Raw genomic sequence first — 18623 nt, 5'->3', positions numbered from 1 at the left:
CGGCTTGCCGGCTCCTGCACCCGTCCGCCATCACCGGCCGTATTGTCTATGCTCTGTTGACACCCCACCGTGTCGAGGGATTTATGGACGATCCAAGCAACGACCATCAGCCTCCAACCTTCCTGCAGATGCTGCAAAGCGTGCTGGCTGCGGCCTTTGGCGTGCAAAGCGGGAAAAACCGCGCCCGCGACTTCAGCCACGGCAAGCCCAGTCACTTCATCGTGCTGGGCATTGTCTTCACTGCCCTGTTCGTCCTGGTGCTGTTGGGCATCGCCAACCTGGCGATGCATCTGGCGGGGGTCTGAAAGCGGGTCAGTGCAGCAACAGCTGCAAACCGAAGGGATAGCGATAGCTGTCCGGCTTGCCCTGGGCGGACAGCCCGTGAAAGTCGACGCGGGCCCCGACCTGATCGCCAAAGCGCAAGAGCTGCTGGGCTTGAGCGCGGGTCAATGACTGGAACAGCGACAATTGCCAGTCGGGCCCTCCCAGGCGCCGGGGATCCAGCCCCAGCGCATCGTCATGCAGGGCCACCAGGGCCCAGCCACCGATCGTGAAATGCCCGGCCATCAGCACCGACAGTTGCCCGTCGATCAATGCCCGCAAGGCTTCGGGCGAACTGTTGAGCCCGCTGAACAGCAGGTCGATCCCCGGCTTGCGGCCCAATTCCCGGGCAGCCTGCATGGCCCCCAGGGCCATTTCATCGTTGGCCGACCAGACCAGTTGCGTCTGCGGATAACGCTGCAGCAGCTGCCGCGCCTGTTCGTGCGCCCGCTGCCGGTTCCATTCGCCATACACCATTTGCCGCAGACGCACCTGAGGATGCTCCGCCAGGGCCCGACGCAGCCCTTGCTCGCGCAACTGCGCCGCCGGCGTGACTTTGACCCCGGAGAACGCCAGCAAGTCGATGGTCTGCCCTTCAGGCACAGGGCCGTGCTTGCGCAGCAGCTCGTTGAGCATTCGATAGCCGGCCTCTTCGTCGTTGCCCATCATGCTGCCGATCCAATCGGAGTAGCTGCTGCGACTTTGGCTGATCAAAGCCCGCTGATCTTCGGTCAGCGGGCTGTTGACGATGAACAGCTTGACCCCGGTGCCCTGAGACATGCGCAGGATCTGTGGCGCGACATATTGCTCGTTGACCAACATCAGGTAATCGGGCTTCTGCTCTCGCTGAAACAGCTCCCGGGCCTGATCGAGAGAATTCTGGGGATTACGTTCGCCATAGAGAATCTGCAGATCCATGCCCAGGTCCCGAGCGGCGGCCTGCATGAATTGCGAATAGCTGACCCAGAAGGTTTCCGTCGAATTGCCGGGATTGAGAAACACCACGGTCGTCGCCTGAGCCGCTGCCCAGAACGGCAGACTCAGAAGCAGCAAGCACTTGAACAGAACCTTGAACATTACGAAAGGAGCCCCAGAATTATCCCAGGCAGTATAACTGGCAACGTACTGGCCAACGGCGGCAAATTGTCATGATTGTCCGACAATTCGGGCTCCTGGGTTGGACTCGACTACTGGTGACTGACCCAAAACACGGCCGTACCCACGACCAGTATGATCAGAAAAAGAATGGCCCAAGCATCAACGCTACTGTCACTTTTCCTTGTTTTGGTTGGATGGCTCATAGCATCGCCTCTAGTAGATTTTGTCGGTGACTGCTCAAAGACACGATCACAGTTAAGCTCAGGATTGCCCCTACCACAAATGGGGTTACTGCATCTCCCCTACCGTTAGTCGTTTTGGTTCTTTTCATATACTCAAACATCACTTTTGCGCATAACCACAAACTGGTATCGTTCGCCGGCTCCGAAGGGAGTGCGCGGCCGTGCGCGCAGATTTGCTTACATGGGTGGCGTTGAGCGTGTGCGCTGGTGTGCCACCTGTAGCCTGAGAACTGGACCTATATGTACGTATACGACGAGTACGATCAGCGGATCATCGAGGACCGCGTCAAGCAGTTCCGTGATCAGACCCGACGCTATCTGGCAGGCGAGCTGAGCGAAGAAGAATTCCGCCCCCTGCGTCTGCAGAATGGCCTCTATATCCAACGTTTTGCCCCGATGCTGCGGGTCGCCGTGCCCTACGGCCAACTGACTTCGCGCCAAGCGCGGATGATGGCCAAGATCGCCCGCGACTACGACAAGGGTTATGCGCACATCAGTACCCGGCAGAACGTGCAGTTCAACTGGCCGGCCCTGGAAGACGTGCCGGACATCCTCGCCGAGCTGGCCACCGTGCAGATGCACGCCATCCAGACCAGCGGCAACTGCCTGCGCAACGTCACCACCGACCAGTTCGCCGGTGTCGCCGCCGACGAGTTGATCGACCCGCGCCCCTGGTGCGAGATCGTCCGTCAATGGACGACCTTCCACCCGGAATTCGCCTACCTGCCGCGCAAGTTCAAGATCGCCATCAATGGCTCGACCTCCGACCGCGCGGCCATCGAAGTCCACGACATTGGCCTGGAGCCGGTGTACAACGCCGCCGGCGAGCTGGGCTTTAGGGTCCTGGTGGGTGGTGGCCTGGGCCGCACCCCGGTGGTCGGCGCCTTCATCAACGAGTTCCTGCCGTGGCAGGACCTGCTGAGCTACCTCGACGCCATCCTGCGGGTCTACAACCGCTATGGCCGTCGCGACAACAAGTACAAGGCGCGGATCAAGATCCTGGTCAAGGCCCTGACGCCTGAAGTGTTCGCCGAGAAGGTCGAGGCGGAAATGGTCCACCTGCGCGGCGGCCAGACCACCCTCACCGAAGCCGAAGTGCATCGGGTGGCCAAACACTTCGTCGACCCGGACTACAAGGCCCTGAGCAACCAGGACGCCGAACTGGCGGCCCTGGACAAGGAGCACCCGGGCTTTGCCCGCTGGCGTGCGCGCAACACCCTGGCCCACAAGAAGCCGGGCTACGTTGCCGTGACCCTGTCGCTCAAACCTACCGGCGTAGCGCCGGGTGACGTGACCGACAAGCAGTTCGACGCCATCGCCGATCTGGCCGACCGTTACAGCTTCGGCCAGTTGCGCACCTCCCATGAACAGAACGTGATTCTCGCCGACGTCGAGCAGAGCCAGCTGTTCACCCTGTGGGGCGAGCTGCGTGAAAACGGTTTCGCCACGCCGAACATCGGCCTGCTGACCGACATCATCTGCTGCCCGGGCGGCGACTTCTGCTCCCTGGCCAATGCCAAGTCGATCCCGATCGCCGAATCCATCCAGCGCCGTTTCGACGACCTGGACTACCTGTTCGACATCGGCGAGCTGGACCTGAACATCTCCGGCTGCATGAACGCCTGCGGTCACCACCACGTTGGCCACATCGGCATCCTCGGGGTGGACAAGAAAGGCGAGGAGTTCTACCAGGTGTCCCTGGGTGGCAGCGCCAGCCGCGACGCCAGCCTGGGCAAGATCCTCGGCCCGTCCTTCGCCCAGGACGACATGCCCGACGTGATCTCGAAGCTGATCGACGTGTACGTGGAACAACGTACCGAAGACGAACGCTTCATCGACACCTATCAACGTATTGGCATCGACCTCTTCAAGGAGCGCGTCTATGCAGCGAATCATTAAGAACAACGAGGTCATCGACGAGACCTGGCACCTGCTGCCCAAGGACGCGACCCTCGACGGCATCTCCAACTGCGACGACCTGATCGTGCCGCTGGCCCTGTGGCGTGATCATGCTCACGCCCTCAAGGCCCGCGATGGCGGTCTGGGCGTATGGCTGGATGCGGACGAAGAAGCCGAGGAAATCGGCGACGACGTCGAGCATTTCCAAGTCATTGCCCTGAACTTCCCGGCCTTCACCGACGGCCGCAACTACTCCAACGCCCGCCTGCTGCGTGACCGTTATGGCTACAAAGGCGAACTGCGAGCGATTGGCGACGTATTGCGCGACCAGCTGTTCTACCTGCACCGCTGCGGCTTCGACGCCTATGCCCTGCGGGCCGACAAGGACCCTTACGAAGCCCTGGAAAGCCTCAAGGACTTCTCGGTGACCTACCAGGCCGCCACTGACGAACCGCTGCCGCTGTTCCGTCGCCGCTAAGCCCTGGCGTCAACAAAAAGCCCTGAACCGGGAAACCGGTTCAGGGCTTTTTTGTATCCGCCTCTCCCATCGACCGCTGGAGCCGGCGCCTGGGACACCGGCTCCTGAAGCCGGGGCTTACCAGAACCGCTGCTGGGTCAGGCGACTCCACCAGGTCAGCAGCACGCGATCGATGGAACCGCTGGCCGCCAGACCGACACGCTCCTGCAGACTCTTGCGCTCGGCATAGTGCAGGTGGAACACCTCGGCATTCTTGGCTTTTTCCGCCAGGTACTCATCGCTGGTCTGCAACTCGTCCACCAGCAGTTTTTCCTGCGCGGCCACCCCCAGCCAGACTTCACCGGTGGCCACTTCATCAATGGCCAGTTGCGGGCGATAGCGGGACACGAAGTTCTTGAACAGTTGATGGGTCACGTCCAGGTCTTCCTGGAACTTCTCCCGGCCCTTCTCGGTGTTCTCGCCAAACACCGTCAGGGTGCGCTTGTACTCGCCGGCGGTGAGCACTTCAAAATCGATGTCGTGCTTCTTCAGCAGACGATTGACGTTGGGCAACTGGGCCACCACGCCAATGGAGCCGAGGATGGCGAACGGTGCGCTGATGATCTTCTCGCCGATGCACGCCATCATGTAGCCGCCACTGGCCGCCACCTTATCGATGCACACCGTCAGCGGCACCCCGGCCTGGCGAATACGCGCCAGTTGAGAGGAAGCCAGGCCATAGCCGTGCACCATGCCACCGCCACTTTCCAGGCGCAGCACCACTTCATCCTTGGGCGTGGCCAGGCTCAGCAAGGCGGTGATCTCGTGGCGCAGGCCTTCAGTGGCGGAGGCCTTGATATCGCCATTGAAGTCCAGCACGAACACCCGGGACTTGGCTTCGGCCGGTTGTTTCTTCTGCTTTTTCTGGCTCTTTTCGGTCTTGCTCTGGGCCTTGCGCAGGGCCTTGAGCTGATCCTTGTCCAGCAGGCTCTGCTCCAGGCGCTCGCGCAGGTCCTTGTAGAAATCATTCAGCTTGCTGACCTGCAACTGCCCGGCGCCCTTGCGGCGCCCCTTGCCGCGCAGGGCAGCGGCAGTGACCAGCACCACCAGAATGGCAACCACCAGGGTCACGGTCTTGGCCAGGAAACTGGCGTATTCGGTGAAAAACTCCACAGGGACTCCTCAAACATGAACCGCTGCCAACCAGCAGCGCAATGGGCTCAAGCATACCGGCGCGACCTGCCGGCCACCAGTCGCGAAACCTCGTGTTACGAGGCTCCAACAAGCATTTCAAACAAGCGTATGTTTTTTCATTGACAGCTCACCGGCATCCTCATAACCTCGCAAAACTTTCAACGTACCGGGACGACACGGACGTGGGCAGCATCTATTTGATTCGACATGGCCAAGCCTCTTTCGGTGCAGACGACTACGACGTGTTGTCCGCCACCGGCGTGCGCCAGGCTGCGGTGCTCGGCGAGCATCTGGCTGCGCTGGGCGTCAGCTTCGATCGCTGCCTGTCCGGCGACCTGCGGCGCCAGCAGCACACCGCGCAGGCCGCGATGGAACAGATGAGCGCCGCCGGGTTTGACCACCCGCCATTGGAAATCGATTCAGCCTTTAACGAGTTCGACGCCGATGCCATCATCCGCGCCCTGCTCCCCGACCTGTTGCCCCAGGAACCCGAAGCCCTGAACATCCTGCGCAACGCTGCGCAGAACCGCGCCGAGTTCCAACGCATCTTCGCCCTGATCATCCAGCGCTGGCTGGCCGGCACCTACGATCCTCCCGGGCTGGAAAGCTGGCTGGGCTTCGTCGAACGGGTCCAGGGCGGCCTGCAGCGGATTCTCGAAGCCGCGGACAACCAGCACAAGATTGCCGTGTTCACCTCCGGCGGCACCATCACCGCCCTGCTCCACCTGATCACCCGGATACCTGCCCAGCAGGCGTTCGAACTGAATTGGCAAATCGTCAACACCTCGCTCAACCAGCTGAAGTTCCGCGGGCGCGAGGTGTCTTTGGCTTCCTTCAACGGTCATGCCCATCTGCAACTGTTGAAGGCGCCGGAGCTCATCACTTTCCGTTGAGCCCGGCTTACTGTGACCCTTGCTGTAACCACCCATAAAAGGATCGAACCATGACCTCCGTAGCTGACGCCGTACAAGCCATGCAAGCCAAGTTCAACCCAGCTGCCGCTGCCGGCCTGGACCTGGTTTTCGGTTTCCGTATCGATGATTCCAAGCACTTCTCGCTGGTCGTCAAGGACAGCACCTGTGAACTCAAGGAAGGCGAAAACCCAGACGCCCAAGTCACCCTGGTGATGGACGGTGAAACCCTGGACGGCATCGTCAGCGGCGAAACCGACGGCATGCAAGCCTTCATGGGCGGCAAACTGCGCGCCGAAGGCGACATGATGCTGGCCATGAAACTGAGCGAGCTGTTCCCAGCCTAAGCCCCTACAAGGTCCGGCTGCATGCAAATCCCGCCCCTGTGGCGGGATTTGTCGTTTCTGCTCCCGGCAAAGGCTCTGGCGCAAGCTTTTGCCCCAGGTCAATACCACTGGGCGGAACGCCATTTCAGGCGGCACGCTTGATTGATCTCGGTCAGTTATCCCAGCGCGGCACCCCTCTACTCTTGCGCCTCCATCGCGGCCAGGGACGGCACAGCCGGAACCCTTTGCCACTGTGCTATCACTCACGGAAGAGTCTGCTTATGCGATCACTGAAGATCATCCTGCTGTCCACCGCCTTCAACGGCCTGACCCAACGCGCCTGGCTCGACCTGCGCCAGGCCGGGCACCGCCCCAGCGTGGTGCTGTTCACCGGAGAAGAAGACGTCTGCCGGCAGATCGAAGAAGCCGAGGCCGACCTGGTGATCTGCCCGTTCCTCAAGGACCGGGTGCCGCAACGGCTGTGGAGCAACACCAAGCGCCCGGTGGTGATCATCCATCCGGGGATTGTCGGCGACCGCGGCGCCAGCGCCCTGGACTGGGCCATCAGCAAGGAACTCAAGCGCTGGGGCGTCACCGCGTTGCAGGCGGTGGAAGAAATGGACGCCGGGCCAATCTGGTCGACCCACGAATTCAACCTGCCCGCCGGCCTGCGCAAGTCCGAGCTGTACAACGGCCTGGTCAGCGACGCCGCCATCCACTGCATCCGCGACGTGGTGGAAAAATTCCGCAACGGCTTTACCCCGGTCCCTCTGGACTACGACAACCCCGCGGTGCTTGGCCGCCTGCAACCGAACATGAAGCAGTGCGACCGCACCTTCAGCTGGCACGACAGCGCGCAATTCATCAAGCGCAGCATCGACGCCGCCGACGGCCAGCCCGGCGTCCTGGCCAGCCTCGCCGGCGGCCAGTACTACGTGTACGACGCCCACCTGGACTCGCGCACCGGCATGCCCGGGCAACTGCTGGCGGTGCATGACGATGCGGTACTGGTGGCCTGCGGCGACCACAGCCTGTGGATCGGCTCTCTGCGCCTCAAGCCCCAGCCCGGCGAGGAAACCTTCAAGCGCCCGGCCCGCCACGTGCTCGGCGAGCGCCTGGCCGAGGTACCGGTGCTGGACTGGTCGGTCTCCAGCAGCCCGTTCAGCACCGAGCCCTACCAGCCGATCCGCTACCGCGAGGCCGGCCGAGTCGGCGAGCTGACCTTCGAGTTCTACAACGGCGCCATGAGCACTGAGCAATGCCAGCGCCTGGTCAGCGCCCTGCGCTGGGCCAAGGCCCGAGACACCCAGGTGCTGCTGGTGCGCGGTGGCCGCGGCGCCTTCAGCAACGGCGTGCACCTGAACGTGATCCAGGCCGCCCCGGAGCCGGGCCTTGAGGCCTGGGCCAACATCCAGGCTATCGACGACGTCTGCCTGGAACTGCTCAGCACCCGCCAACTGGTGGTCAGCGGCCTGACCGGCAATGCCGGCGCCGGCGGCCTGATGCTGGCCCTGGCCGCGGACGTGGTCCTGGCCCGCGCCGACACCGTGTACAACCCGCACTACAAGAGCATGGGCCTGTACGGCTCCGAGTACTGGACCTACAGCCTGCCCCGCGCCGTCGGCCAGGCCATGGCCAAGCAACTGACCGAAGCCTGCCTGCCCATCAGCGCCCTCCAGGCCCTGCAGATGGGCATGGTGCAGGAGATCGGCCCACGCTGCCCGGACGAGTTCGGCCTGTGGCTGCTGCAACGGGCCAATGGCGTACTCACCGACCCGCGCTACCAGCACCTGCGCCAGCGCAAGCTGGACGCCGACCCGCAACTGATGCAGCACTGCCGCAACGCCGAGCTGGAAGAGATGCACATGGACATGGTGCAAAACCGCAAGGGCTTCGCCGAGAAGTGCAGCAACTTCGTCTACAAGCGCAAGACCTGCTGCACACCGGAGCGGCTGATCGAAGCCTGGGCCAAGCCCCAGGACATCGCCCTGGTGGGTTGATCCAAAGCCTCCCCTTCCGCAACCGTCGCCCGGCTCGCCGGGCGACGCCTTCAGCCTCGTGGCTGCAACAGCAACGCCACCAGCGCCGTCCACCCCGTCTGATGGGACGCCCCCAGCCCACGCCCGGTTTCACCATGAAAATATTCATGGAACAGCACCAGCTCGCGGTCCTCGGCCTCTACCTGCAACTGCGGATAGCCGCTCATGGACGGCCTGCGCCCTTCCTCGTCCAGCAGAAACAATCGCGTCAGGCGCTGGCTCAAGCCGTCGGCCACTTCCTCCAGCGACGCCAGATACCCCGAACCCCGCGGGTACTCCACCGAAAAGTTGACGTCGTAGTAGCGATGAAACTCGCGCAGGGATTCGATCAGCAAGTAGTTGATCGGCATCCACAGCGGCCCGCGCCAGTTGGAGTTGCCGCCGTACAGCCGTGAATCGGACTCCGCCGGCACATAGCGGGCGCACAGTTGCTTGCCATCCACCTGCATGGCGAACGGCTGCTCGAAGGCCTTGGACAGGGAGCGGATGCCGAAGTCCGAGAGGAACTCGTTTTCATCGAGCATGCGCTTGAGCAGGTCCTTGGTGCGCTCGCCGCGCAACAGCGACAGGAGCATGCGGTTGCCCTTGCCCGGCTCGTACCAGCGCGACACCAGACTCGCCAGGTCCGGTCGGTGATGCAAGAAGCCCAGCAGGCGCTGGGCCAGCCCCGGTAGATTCTGGTGCTCGTGCTGCTCCAGCACCTGCACCGCGAACAGCGGCATCAAGCCAACGATGGAGCGCAGGCGCAGAGGTTCGTTCTGCCCATCGGGACGGTGCAGCACGTCGTAGAAAAACTGGTCCTGTTCGTCCCACAGCCCCTCGGCGCTTTGATCCATGCGGTTGATGGCCCCGGCGATATAAAGGAAGTGCTCGAAGAACTTCACCGCAATGTCCACGTACACGCCATTGCGCTTGGCCAGCTCCAGGGCGATGCGCATCAGGTCCAGGGCGTAGGCCGCGACCCAGGCCGTGCCGTCGGCCTGATCCAGAGTGAAGCCATCAGGCAACGGCGCGGAACGATCGAACAGGGCGATATTGTCCAGGCCGAGAAAACCGCCCTGGAACAGGTTGCGGCCCTCGGCGTCCTTGCGGTTGACCCACCAGGAAAAATTCAGCAGCAGCTTGTGGAAGATGCGTTCGAGAAAGTCCAGGTCGCCCACGCCGGTCAGGGTCTTTTCCTGCTGATAGACCCGCCAGCAGGCCCAGGCGTGCACCGGCGGGTTGGCATCATCGAAGCGCCACTCGTAGGCCGGCAACTGGCCGTTGGGGTGCATGAACCGATCCTTGACCAGCAACAGCAGTTGCTGCTTGGCAAAGCCGGGATCGATCAGGGCGAAGGCCACCGCCTGGAAGCCCAGGTCCCAGGAGGCGTACCAGGGGTATTCCCAGGTATCGGGCATGGAAACGATGTCGCAGTTGGACAGATGGCGCCAATGAGTATTGCGCAAGTGCTTGCGCTCGCTGGGGGGCGCCGGCTGCCCGGGATCGCCGTCCAGCCACCGGTTGACGTCGAAGTCATACAGTTGCTTGGACCACAGCAACCCGGCCAGGGCCTGACGCTGCACATTGCGCGCGTCCGCGCTTTCAATGCCCTGCTGCAGCGCCGCGTAGAACTCATCGGCCTCGCGTCGCCGCTGCTCGAACAGGTGGCGGGCGCTGACCGGTTCACTGTCGGCCGGGGCAAAGCGCAGGAACAGCCGCTTGCTCTCGCCGCCCGCCAGCTCCAGGACGAAATGCGCCGCCGCCCGGGTGCCGCCATCGAAGGCCACCGCGCTGGCTTGCCCGTCCACCAGATAGTCGTTGATGCCGTCCTTGAACGGCCCCGGCGTCGCCAGCCCGTCCAGCTTGGGGAAGTTGCTGTCGTTGTTGCAGAACAGCCACTGGCAAGGCTCGGCGCCCCAGGCGGTGATCTGCCGCTCGGGCAGTTGCCCGTGCCGCGCCAGCACCCTGTCGCCCTCCAGGCGCAGGCTCGGTCGCGGCTCGTCGCCCCCCCAACTCCAGGTGTTGCGCGCCCAGACCTGAGGCAGCACCCGCAACCGCGCCGGCTGGTGGAAACGGTTGTGCACGGTGACGAGCATGAAAATGTCATCGGCCCTGTGCTTGGCGTACTCCACCGTCACATCAAAGTAACGGTTGTCCTCGAACACCCCGGTATCGAGGATCTCGTACTCGGCATCATTCAGGCCGCGCCGGGCGTTTTCCGCCACCAGGTCGGCATAGGGAAAGGCCGCCTGGGGGTACTTGTAGAGCATGCGCATGTAGGCATGGCTGGGCACGCCGTCGAGGTAGAAATACAGCTCCTTGACGTCCTCGCCGTGGTTGCCCTCGGCATTGTCCAGGCCGAACAGACGCTCCTTGAGAATGCTGTCGTGCTCGTTCCACAACGCCAGCCCCAGGCACCAGTGCTGGGCCTTGTCGGAGAACCCCGCCAGCCCGTCCTCGCCCCAGCGGTAGGCGCGGCTACGGGCATGCTCGTGGGGGAAGTAGCTCCAGGCATCGCCATCGGCGCTGTAGTCCTCGCGCACCGTGCCCCACTGCCGCTCACTCAGGTACGGGCCCCACTGGCGCCAGCGCTCGGCCTCGCTGCCTTGCAGGCGCTGGCCTTCAAGGGTGTCGAGAAGGCGGGGTGCAGACTTTGCCGGCATGGGAGGTGTCCTTGGCCACGAAGATGAGTTGCAGTGTAGGAGCGAGCGGTCCCCCTGCCCCGTGACAAATGTTTCACGGTGCAAACGTCCACGGCGACGAAAACCCCGCGCAAAGCCCGTTCCAGAGCCTGTGCGGTTAAATTTTCCGCCCCTGGCTCGTTATAATCGGCAACCCTTTTATGGCCATGCGGATTCGATGATGTTCAGTTGCAAAGCGTTTTTCCCCAGCCTGTTACTGATGGCAGCCTGTTCGGCCCAGGCCGCCGGCCTTGACCTGAGCTACCCGCAGCCTCCGTTGCCGGCCACCGCCCAGGCCCCGGCACCGGAGAGCGACACGCCGAAGCTCAAGTTGCAGTTCAAGCCGGCCATCCGCTATGAGCACCACTGCAGCGGCCAATGCACCTACGAAACCAATATCGACCAGCTGCACGAACGCGAAACCCGCCACAGCGCAAGCGTCGGCTTCGACTGAGCCCCACCATTGAACCTGCGGCACGCTTGATCCACACTCGCGCTCCTGAGTCCTACAGCAAACTCAGAAAGTCCTGTCCTGTCAGTGCCTTGTTCCGTTTTGGGGGGCATGCCTATAGTCCCGGGTCGTCCTGATGACGAACGGGTTTGGCGACCCTGTGAATGGAACGAAGCGAGGCGCTGGCAGATTGGTCAGGGCTTTTGTTATCGCATGACCGCTTGATGGCGGCTGTGCGCGGGAGACCTTCGGGTCTGTCGGTTCTTCCATTCCCGGCTCGCCAACCCGCGTACAGCTGCCACCCTTTTGTTTGGCGACGATTGAGTGACAGCGCTCACCCCTGAATGGAGTTGGACTCATGAATCGCTACATGCCGATCACCGGCCACGACTGCACCATTCCTTCCCTGCTGATCGATACCCAGGCCCCTGCCGATGTGCTGTACGAAGCAGCCGCCTATCGCATCCGCGCCGTCACTCAACTGCTGGAAAACTTCGCCACCCGCCCCGACATCCCCGGCGATGCGGTGGTGCTGCAAGAACTGGCGCTGATCTGCGCCATTCCGCTGCGCGATGGCTGCGATGTGCTGGATGTGCTGGGTCGTCAGTTGCGCACCCAGGCCATAAGTTGAACCCCGTCAACGGCGAGGGCAATGCCGCCCTCGCCATTGGCAACTGCATGGACGTCATATGCCCAATAGAGGTTTTTACCTGAGCTTTCTCTATCCAGGCATATAGAGAAACTGAAGAGCACCGAACTACCAGATCAATCGCCACATACAATAAGAGAATCCTCACAGACATAACGCTTTTTGAAAGATCTAATCATCCGAGCTTTTTCGATTTGCCTGGAGGACAAACACTGCACCCCGACTTAAAACCTCTCCTGCTAATTTGCCAAGCAGTCTGACCACACAGACAAAAAACCTAATTGCGACGAGCATTGAAGCTCAACACCTCACAATTGATACGAACATTAATAGATCGTTCAATAACAATCAGGAAGATTGTGCAATGGCCAATCCTTTATGGTCTCATACCGCTATAACGACCCCCTCTCGCGGCGCCCCCCAGAGAGTTACCGTTGATATAACTCGGTACGTCAATAAAATTCACAACGAAAGTGGCTGGCTGCTTGTTGGCATGGACAATGTCCCTCGCGAGAATTGGCCACAGCTTTTCAAGTATTGCAAGGTCACACTAATAAACAATAAAGACAATAAGACCTATTTCAAAGTCCTTGAAGGAGTTCACAAAGGAAAAGTTGCATTCCTATCAGAAACAAACGCAAAGGAATACCTTGGAAAAATCGCACCAAAACAGAAGCCTATCGAGCTTGTCATGAACTATGAACGCTTAGACCAAAACTGAAAATCAATAACTAGAAACGAATATCTCCCATAACAAATAGCAAATGGAAACATCAACAATATCAACTTCAAAGTAACGATGAATACAGTATGGAACGGTATATACTTCCCTATTCCACCTGGCACTTACAAGATATTGCCACCTGACTTCCCTCACTCGAAAAACTACACCCAACAATATAAAAAAGAGTTTCCCAACCTGTCTCACCATCAAGTATGGTTCCCCATTGATCATGGTGACAGGAGCAGATACGTTCACGTAGGTAATGTATCGGAAGGGTGCATCACTGTCATAAGCCTGGATAAATGGTCTGAAATTCAAGAAATGCTGATTAGCCATCGCTCCTCCGATGGGAAAAGCGTGGGCAACCTTATTGTAAAAGGCAAGCCAGAGAGAGCAAATTAATGCGCAAAAAAAATTTATACGCATGGTCCATCCTCACTGCATCGCTCGCCACCCTGCCTTATATAAATGCGTGCGCATCAGATACTAACGAACGCTACATAACCGACTGGGAATTTTTCAACCAGATCATAAAAAGATATAAATCCGGAATAAAAAACAAAAAAGATATTGAAAACTCAAGCAAAGCTGAAGCAAGGGGAAAAGAGGCATTTCTAAACAATGATTATGTAAAAGCTGAATTCCATGGCTATGGCGACGCACTGGCCTGGATTCCCAGGCCAGAGTACTATTTTATAATTGGTGACATACAACTACGCAGCAAGTTGCACCTTCATACTGAATCACCTTATTCCACTCCAGAATACAAAGCCTGCTGGGACAAATACCTGTTCGCCCTGGATGCACGCAGGAGCGTAATAGACCACTTTGAAAGAGGCTTTAGCTTAACTGCAGAGTTGGATTTATCTGCCACTAAAAACTCGAAAATCTACCAACAAGCCCTAACCAATGCAGCCTGCTTTGCCCGACTGACCAGCAAGTACTCCGAAGGCGTTGGCCCTCAGTGCGTGCCGGTCGAAGAAGTCAAAAGCTGCCTCGGTAGCCCCCTGCTGTTCTTGTATCACTAGAAAAATCTGAGGCCGGTATCCAACAGTCATCGTGCGCAGGGATCGGCTGGTCATGGGTAATTCTGAGGCCGCCTTCGCGGGCAAGCCAGCGCCCATGAAAGCCTTGCTTGCACTAGAAGTGTCGAGGCTCCGTTTGCGGGCGCTGACCTGGGCCGAATGACGGGTTTGCAAAACACTAGCCGGTATCAGGGCATACCTTATCTGGCCTTACATTTATCCAACTCATCTTGAGTGGTTAACGTTGTCGCCAAACCCAACCGATACTTACAGTAGGCAATAACTTTCCGCCTCTCCAGGTCGCTTAATTCGGAGAGCGACTTATCGTCTGATTCATAGGCAAAGATGTTTTCAAACGCCATTTGAAAAGTTGGATACCTCTTGATGAAAAAAACTTTTTCCGGATAGGCGTCCTCCATCTTTTCGTAGAAACCAATGTATAAATAAGCGACCACCAGAACAGACAATACAAAAAATAGATTTTTCATTTGGACAGCGGCGGTAATAGTTGGATTTTGACTCGTAGTTTTCGCACTGACTCAATTCCAATGTTACTAGGGCAAATTTTTCCTTCACTCCAAGCACAGCCCCACTGAACCGGTAGGAGCCGGTTTGCCGGCGAAGAGGCCCGTGAGCCTTGTGCAAACCCTGAGGCCCTCTTCGAGGGCAAGCCCGCTCCTACAGCGATCGGTCGCAGTAGTACCGATACAGGTCTTCGTCCGGCCAAACCTCTTCGTAAGCACTGATAAGTCCCGCCAAGGCATGACTGCGAGGATTGATGGACGGCTGGTAAAGCGCCAAGGCGAAGCACTTGACCTCCTCCCATTGCAGCTCCCGCATGCAGAACTCCACAACTTCCAAGGGCGTGACGCGGGAAGAAAGCATGATTTTGAATTTCTCGACAAACAGATCCCGGGCCTGTGGATGAGACTTCACCAATTTCAGGATATCCAGCAAACGCGACTCGAAGCCCCCGTCACCCGTCTCGTCATAGGACAAAGCGACCAGTACACAGAGCTGGTCGAAGGTATCACTGATGCTAGTCATTGCTGTTCTGCCCCATCCCTGAATCCGCTTGAATACCTGTCACGATGAAGCGCACAACTTGAGATGAACCGCCGCGCCGGCTTGCTGGCGAAAAAGGTCCGCGAACCTTGTACAGAAAAGCCGTCTTCGCTGGCAAGTCAGTGCTTACATAAGCAAGCGCTGAGCGAGGAGGTTGATTGCCTCGCCCTTGGCAACAGCACACAGGTTTTGCTGAAGCCGTTCCTCTCGTTCAGAGCACAAACTACCGGGAGACATGGAGCGGCCGAAAAAATAGCCTTCTAACAGACCAATCACCACTGACAATAAGAAAACTCCCACATACATCCTGCCTTCTGAAAGTTCTACTTGATCGCACGTTCTCTGTTCGAGACAAAGCAATGCGATAATTTTTTGAGCCAATAACAGATTCCAGCCAGCTATTAACTCAACCCGCGCAAACCATGACTTTCAATTGCCAGCAGCATTGAGTCTCAACAGTTCACGATCAGTCCAATCACCGATTAACCCATCAAAAAACACTCAGGGAGACTAGGCAATGACCAACCCTTTATGGTCAGGCAGCAGCACAACTACGACCACTCCAGGACATATCCAGCAAGTATTTGCGGATATCACGCGCTACATCAACAAAGTCCCCAACGAAAGTGGCTGGCTGCTTGTTGGCATGGACAACGTCCCTCGCGAGAACTGGCCATTTCTTTTCAAGTATTGCAAGGTCACATTAACGTTCACAAAAAATCAGAAAACATACTTCAGGATTCTGGAGGGCGCGCACAAAGGTAAAACCGCATTTCTATCTGAAGCCAATGCCAAGGAATACCTTGGCAAAATTGCGCCTAAAAAGAAGCCTATCGAACTTGTCATGGTCTACGGGCGCTTCAATGACAAGTGGATGTCAATCACCAGAGATAGAGCATTACCGCAACAGCTGGCCAATGGGACGCTCAATGGCATTCACTTCGAAGCTGCCATGAATACAGTCTGGGACCTTAGATACTCTCCCATACCGACGGGTACTTACAGCATCCTCTTACCCGATGTACCACACGCAAAAGACTATACCGAGCCATACAAGGCAGAGTACCCCAACCTGTCCCACCACCAAGTGTGGTTTCCAATTGATCATGGAGATAGGAGCCGGTACGTTCACGTCGGCAATGTCTCGGAAGGATGTGTCACCGTTGTCAGTTTGAATCGATGGTCTGCGATTCATGAAGCGCTTGTCAGTCATCGCAGTCCCGATGGCAACAGCGTGGGAACTCTTATTGTCAAAGGCAAACCAGCGAGAACACAATGATGAGAACTCTCACTCTTAACATCCTTTGTTTTTTTAGCATGTCCCTGGTTCCCCTCCACGATGCAACAGCATTCGCAATGGATGCTGACGACAGGTACATAACAAACTGGGAGGCGCTCAAGCGAGTTGTGAAGAATTATAAAAAAGGAATCAACAACCAGAAAAACATCAAATACGCAAAAGAAGCCGAGGCACGGGGCAAAGCCGCCTTTCTCAACGGCGACTATGCAAAAGCAGACTACCGCGGCTACGGAGACGCAATAGCCTGGATTCCTCGGCCAGAGTATTACTTCATCGTGGGCGATCTCAATATGCGCAGCAAGTTATCCCTCCATACCGACTCACCTTATTCCACCCCGCAATACAAGGCCTGTTGGGACAAATACCTGTTCGCGCTGGATGTCGAGAAAAGTGTCGGAAACCTCTTTGAAACAGGCTTTAGTCTGACCGCCGAGTTGGATTTATCTGCCACTAAAAACTCGAAAATCTACCAACAAGCCCTGACCAATGCAGCCTGCTTTGCCCGACTGACCAGCAAGTACTCCGAAGGCGTTGGCCCTCAGTGCGTGCCGGTCGAAGAGGTCAAAAGCTGCCTCGGTAGCCCCCTGCTGTTCTTGTATCACTAGAAAAATCCGAGGCCACCTTCGCGGGCAAGCCCGCTCCTACACAAGTTTCCGGCATTAGGTGGGATGCGTGGGGCCGCAATGGATGATGCAGGGAGACACCACCGCAGTGCTCACAAAAACGCAACACCACGCTGCGTCCTTTGTGATGGTTGGGCTAAGGTGCAAGCGCTACAGTCGGGTCATCAGCAACCCGACTGACGCCCGACACAAGGATGCGTTCGATGACTGATTTGCACGATCTATCCACCGCCCAGTTGCTGGCGCAGTTCGCCAGCCGCCAGCTCTCGCCCCTGGACTACTACGACCATCTGCTGGCCCATATCGGGCGCTGGGAGCCGCATATCCGTGCGCTCTACGCCTTCGATCCGGAGCAGGTACGCCTGCTGGCCCGGGCCTCCACCGAGCGCTGGAACAAAGGCACCCCCAATGGCCCGCTGGACGGGATTCCAGTGACGATCAAGGAACTGATCGCCACCCAAGGCACGCCGATTCCCCTGGGCAGCGCGGCCACCGCCCTGAAGCCGGCCCTGCAGGATGCGCCACCGGCCGCGCGGATGCGCGAGGCCGGGGCGATCATCCTGGCCAAGACCACGGTGCCGGATTTCGGCATGTTGTCTTCGGGGCTGTCGAGCTTCCACGGCATTACCCGCAATCCCTGGAACACTGCCTGCAATACCGGTGGCTCCAGTTCCGGGGCCGCGGCCGCAGCGGCCGCCGGTTACGGGCCGCTGCACATCGGCACCGACATCGGCGGCTCGGTGCGCCTGCCGGCCGCCTGGTGCGGGTTGGTGGGGTTCAAGCCGACCCTGGGGCGGATTCCCATCGATCCGTATTACACCGGGCGTTGCGCCGGGCCCATGACCCGCAGTGTCGAGGACACGGTGCTGCTGATGCGCTACCTGGCCAAGCCCGACGCCCGCGATGCCACCAGCCTGCCGCCCTTGACCGGCGACTGGAGCGATGAACCGGTGTCGGTCAACGGCTTGAAGATCGGCCTGATGCTGGAGCCCGGCGCCGGGCTGCAGCCGGAAGGTTTTGTCTGTGAGGCGGTGGAGCGCGCCGCGAAATGGTTCGAAAGCCACGGCGCCCAGGTCCGCACCCTGGCGCCGATCATGGACCGCACGCAACTGGACGGCCTGGACCGCTTCTGGCGCGCCCGGCAATGGGCGGAACTCTCGGCCCTGGGCGCCGAGCAGTTTGCCAAGGTGCTGCCCTATATCCGCGACTGGGCGGCGCCGGGGGCCGAGCTGTCCGGGGTCGAGGCGGTGCAGGGCTTCAACCAGACCTTCGAGATGCGCCGGCGCGCCGCCCAGGTGTTCAGCGAGTTCGACCTGGTGCTGTCGCCGACCAACCAGATCAACAGCTTTCCCGCGCAGTGGCCGTCGCCGAGCAACGACCCGCAGCAACCGTTCGAGCACATCGTATTCACCCTGCCCTGGAACATGGGCGAACAACCGGCGCTGTCGATCAACTGCGGTTTTGCCGCCGATGGCCTGCCCATCGGCCTGCAGATGATCGCCCCGCGCTTTGCCGATCAATGGCTGCTGCAAGTGGCCAAGACCTATGAGAGCTGGCGCGGAGCAATCCACAGCTGGCCGAATCCGCCGTCTCACTGACACACCGAAACTGCCACCTTCACCCCTGCCCCGGGCCT

Annotated in this window: 17 protein-coding genes; 13 read left to right on the top strand and 4 right to left on the bottom strand. The window is 59.3% G+C overall.

Annotated elements, in window-relative coordinates:
• Window positions 1–83 precede the first annotated feature (83 nt).
• Complete coding sequence (locus ACMGG8_RS16230) at window positions 84–305, top strand: DUF2970 domain-containing protein (protein WP_060844002.1); 222 nt, start codon at window positions 84–86, stop codon at window positions 303–305.
• A 7-nt stretch (window positions 306–312) separates the two neighbouring features.
• Here ACMGG8_RS16230 and ACMGG8_RS16225 read toward each other — a convergent pair whose 3' ends face one another.
• Window positions 313–1398 (bottom strand): ABC transporter substrate-binding protein, encoded by a 1086-nt coding sequence (locus ACMGG8_RS16225; RefSeq protein WP_414157911.1) that lies wholly within the window; start codon window positions 1396–1398, stop codon window positions 313–315.
• 503 nt (window positions 1399–1901) lie between these two features.
• On the opposite strand from ACMGG8_RS16225, the gene ACMGG8_RS16220 reads away from it, so the two are divergent.
• Both ACMGG8_RS16220 and ACMGG8_RS16215 read left to right on the top strand, forming a co-directional pair.
• Entirely contained in the window at window positions 1902–3560 is a 1659-nt protein-coding gene (locus ACMGG8_RS16220; RefSeq protein WP_047305033.1) for a nitrite/sulfite reductase, read from the top strand.
• Window positions 3544–4038, top strand: coding sequence for a DUF934 domain-containing protein (locus tag ACMGG8_RS16215; RefSeq protein ID WP_016966421.1), 495 nt, complete (start codon window positions 3544–3546; stop codon window positions 4036–4038). The genes ACMGG8_RS16220 and ACMGG8_RS16215 overlap by 17 nt, the downstream gene beginning before the upstream one ends.
• Window positions 4039–4155: 117 nt before the next feature.
• Here ACMGG8_RS16215 and sohB read toward each other — a convergent pair whose 3' ends face one another.
• A complete protein-coding gene (gene sohB, locus ACMGG8_RS16210; RefSeq protein ID WP_414157910.1) occupies window positions 4156–5190 on the bottom strand; it encodes a protease SohB in 1035 nt (344 codons plus the stop codon).
• A gap of 203 nt (window positions 5191–5393) precedes the next feature.
• Here sohB and ACMGG8_RS16205 point away from each other — a divergent pair, with 203 nt between their 5' ends.
• The 3 genes from ACMGG8_RS16205 (at window position 5394) to ACMGG8_RS16195 (ending at window position 8448) form a co-directional block, all read left to right on the top strand.
• The gene (locus ACMGG8_RS16205; protein WP_110653261.1) at window positions 5394–6104 is read left to right on the top strand and encodes a histidine phosphatase family protein; all 711 of its coding nucleotides are present in this window, start codon (window positions 5394–5396) and stop codon (window positions 6102–6104) included.
• A gap of 50 nt (window positions 6105–6154) precedes the next feature.
• The gene (locus ACMGG8_RS16200; protein ID WP_011061945.1) at window positions 6155–6469 is read left to right on the top strand and encodes an SCP2 sterol-binding domain-containing protein; all 315 of its coding nucleotides are present in this window, start codon (window positions 6155–6157) and stop codon (window positions 6467–6469) included.
• Between the two features lie 260 nt (window positions 6470–6729).
• Complete coding sequence (locus ACMGG8_RS16195) at window positions 6730–8448, top strand: hydrogenase maturation protein (RefSeq protein WP_414157909.1); 1719 nt, start codon at window positions 6730–6732, stop codon at window positions 8446–8448.
• Window positions 8449–8498: 50 nt separating this feature from the next.
• On the opposite strand, the gene ACMGG8_RS16190 is transcribed toward ACMGG8_RS16195, so the two are convergent.
• Window positions 8499–11132, bottom strand: coding sequence for an MGH1-like glycoside hydrolase domain-containing protein (locus ACMGG8_RS16190; protein WP_414157908.1), 2634 nt, complete (start codon window positions 11130–11132; stop codon window positions 8499–8501).
• A gap of 199 nt (window positions 11133–11331) precedes the next feature.
• Between ACMGG8_RS16190 and ACMGG8_RS16185 the strand changes: the two genes are divergently transcribed.
• From ACMGG8_RS16185 to ACMGG8_RS16170, 4 genes are all read left to right on the top strand, one after another.
• Window positions 11332–11604 carry a hypothetical protein gene (locus tag ACMGG8_RS16185; RefSeq protein WP_232513171.1) on the top strand — a complete coding sequence of 91 codons (273 nt, stop codon included), beginning with the start codon at window positions 11332–11334 and terminating at the stop codon, window positions 11602–11604.
• A gap of 355 nt (window positions 11605–11959) precedes the next feature.
• Window positions 11960–12232 carry a hypothetical protein gene (locus tag ACMGG8_RS16180; RefSeq protein WP_060839977.1) on the top strand — a complete coding sequence of 91 codons (273 nt, stop codon included), beginning with the start codon at window positions 11960–11962 and terminating at the stop codon, window positions 12230–12232.
• Between the two features lie 382 nt (window positions 12233–12614).
• Window positions 12615–12971: a hypothetical protein gene (locus ACMGG8_RS16175; RefSeq protein ID WP_414157907.1), complete on the top strand. Its 357-nt coding sequence runs from the start codon at window positions 12615–12617 to the stop codon at window positions 12969–12971.
• A 404-nt stretch (window positions 12972–13375) separates the two neighbouring features.
• Complete coding sequence (locus ACMGG8_RS16170; RefSeq protein ID WP_414157906.1) at window positions 13376–14002, top strand: hypothetical protein; 627 nt, start codon at window positions 13376–13378, stop codon at window positions 14000–14002.
• A gap of 675 nt (window positions 14003–14677) precedes the next feature.
• On the opposite strand, the gene ACMGG8_RS16165 is transcribed toward ACMGG8_RS16170, so the two are convergent.
• Window positions 14678–15046, bottom strand: a complete 369-nt coding sequence (locus tag ACMGG8_RS16165; RefSeq protein WP_060844009.1) for a hypothetical protein — start codon at window positions 15044–15046, stop codon at window positions 14678–14680.
• 535 nt (window positions 15047–15581) lie between these two features.
• Between ACMGG8_RS16165 and ACMGG8_RS16160 the strand changes: the two genes are divergently transcribed.
• From ACMGG8_RS16160 to ACMGG8_RS16150, 3 genes are all read left to right on the top strand, one after another.
• Entirely contained in the window at window positions 15582–16343 is a 762-nt protein-coding gene (locus ACMGG8_RS16160) for a hypothetical protein (protein WP_414157905.1), read from the top strand.
• 77 nt (window positions 16344–16420) lie between these two features.
• The gene (locus tag ACMGG8_RS16155) at window positions 16421–16969 is read left to right on the top strand and encodes a hypothetical protein (protein WP_148654984.1); all 549 of its coding nucleotides are present in this window, start codon (window positions 16421–16423) and stop codon (window positions 16967–16969) included.
• Between the two features lie 221 nt (window positions 16970–17190).
• Window positions 17191–18585 carry an amidase gene (locus tag ACMGG8_RS16150; RefSeq protein WP_414157904.1) on the top strand — a complete coding sequence of 465 codons (1395 nt, stop codon included), beginning with the start codon at window positions 17191–17193 and terminating at the stop codon, window positions 18583–18585.
• Window positions 18586–18623: the final 38 nt, after the last annotated feature.

The organism is Pseudomonas sp. BNK-45 (assembly GCF_047456255.1).
GTDB lineage: Bacteria > Pseudomonadota > Gammaproteobacteria > Pseudomonadales > Pseudomonadaceae > Aquipseudomonas.
This window is presented reverse-complemented; position numbering and strand designations above follow the sequence as displayed.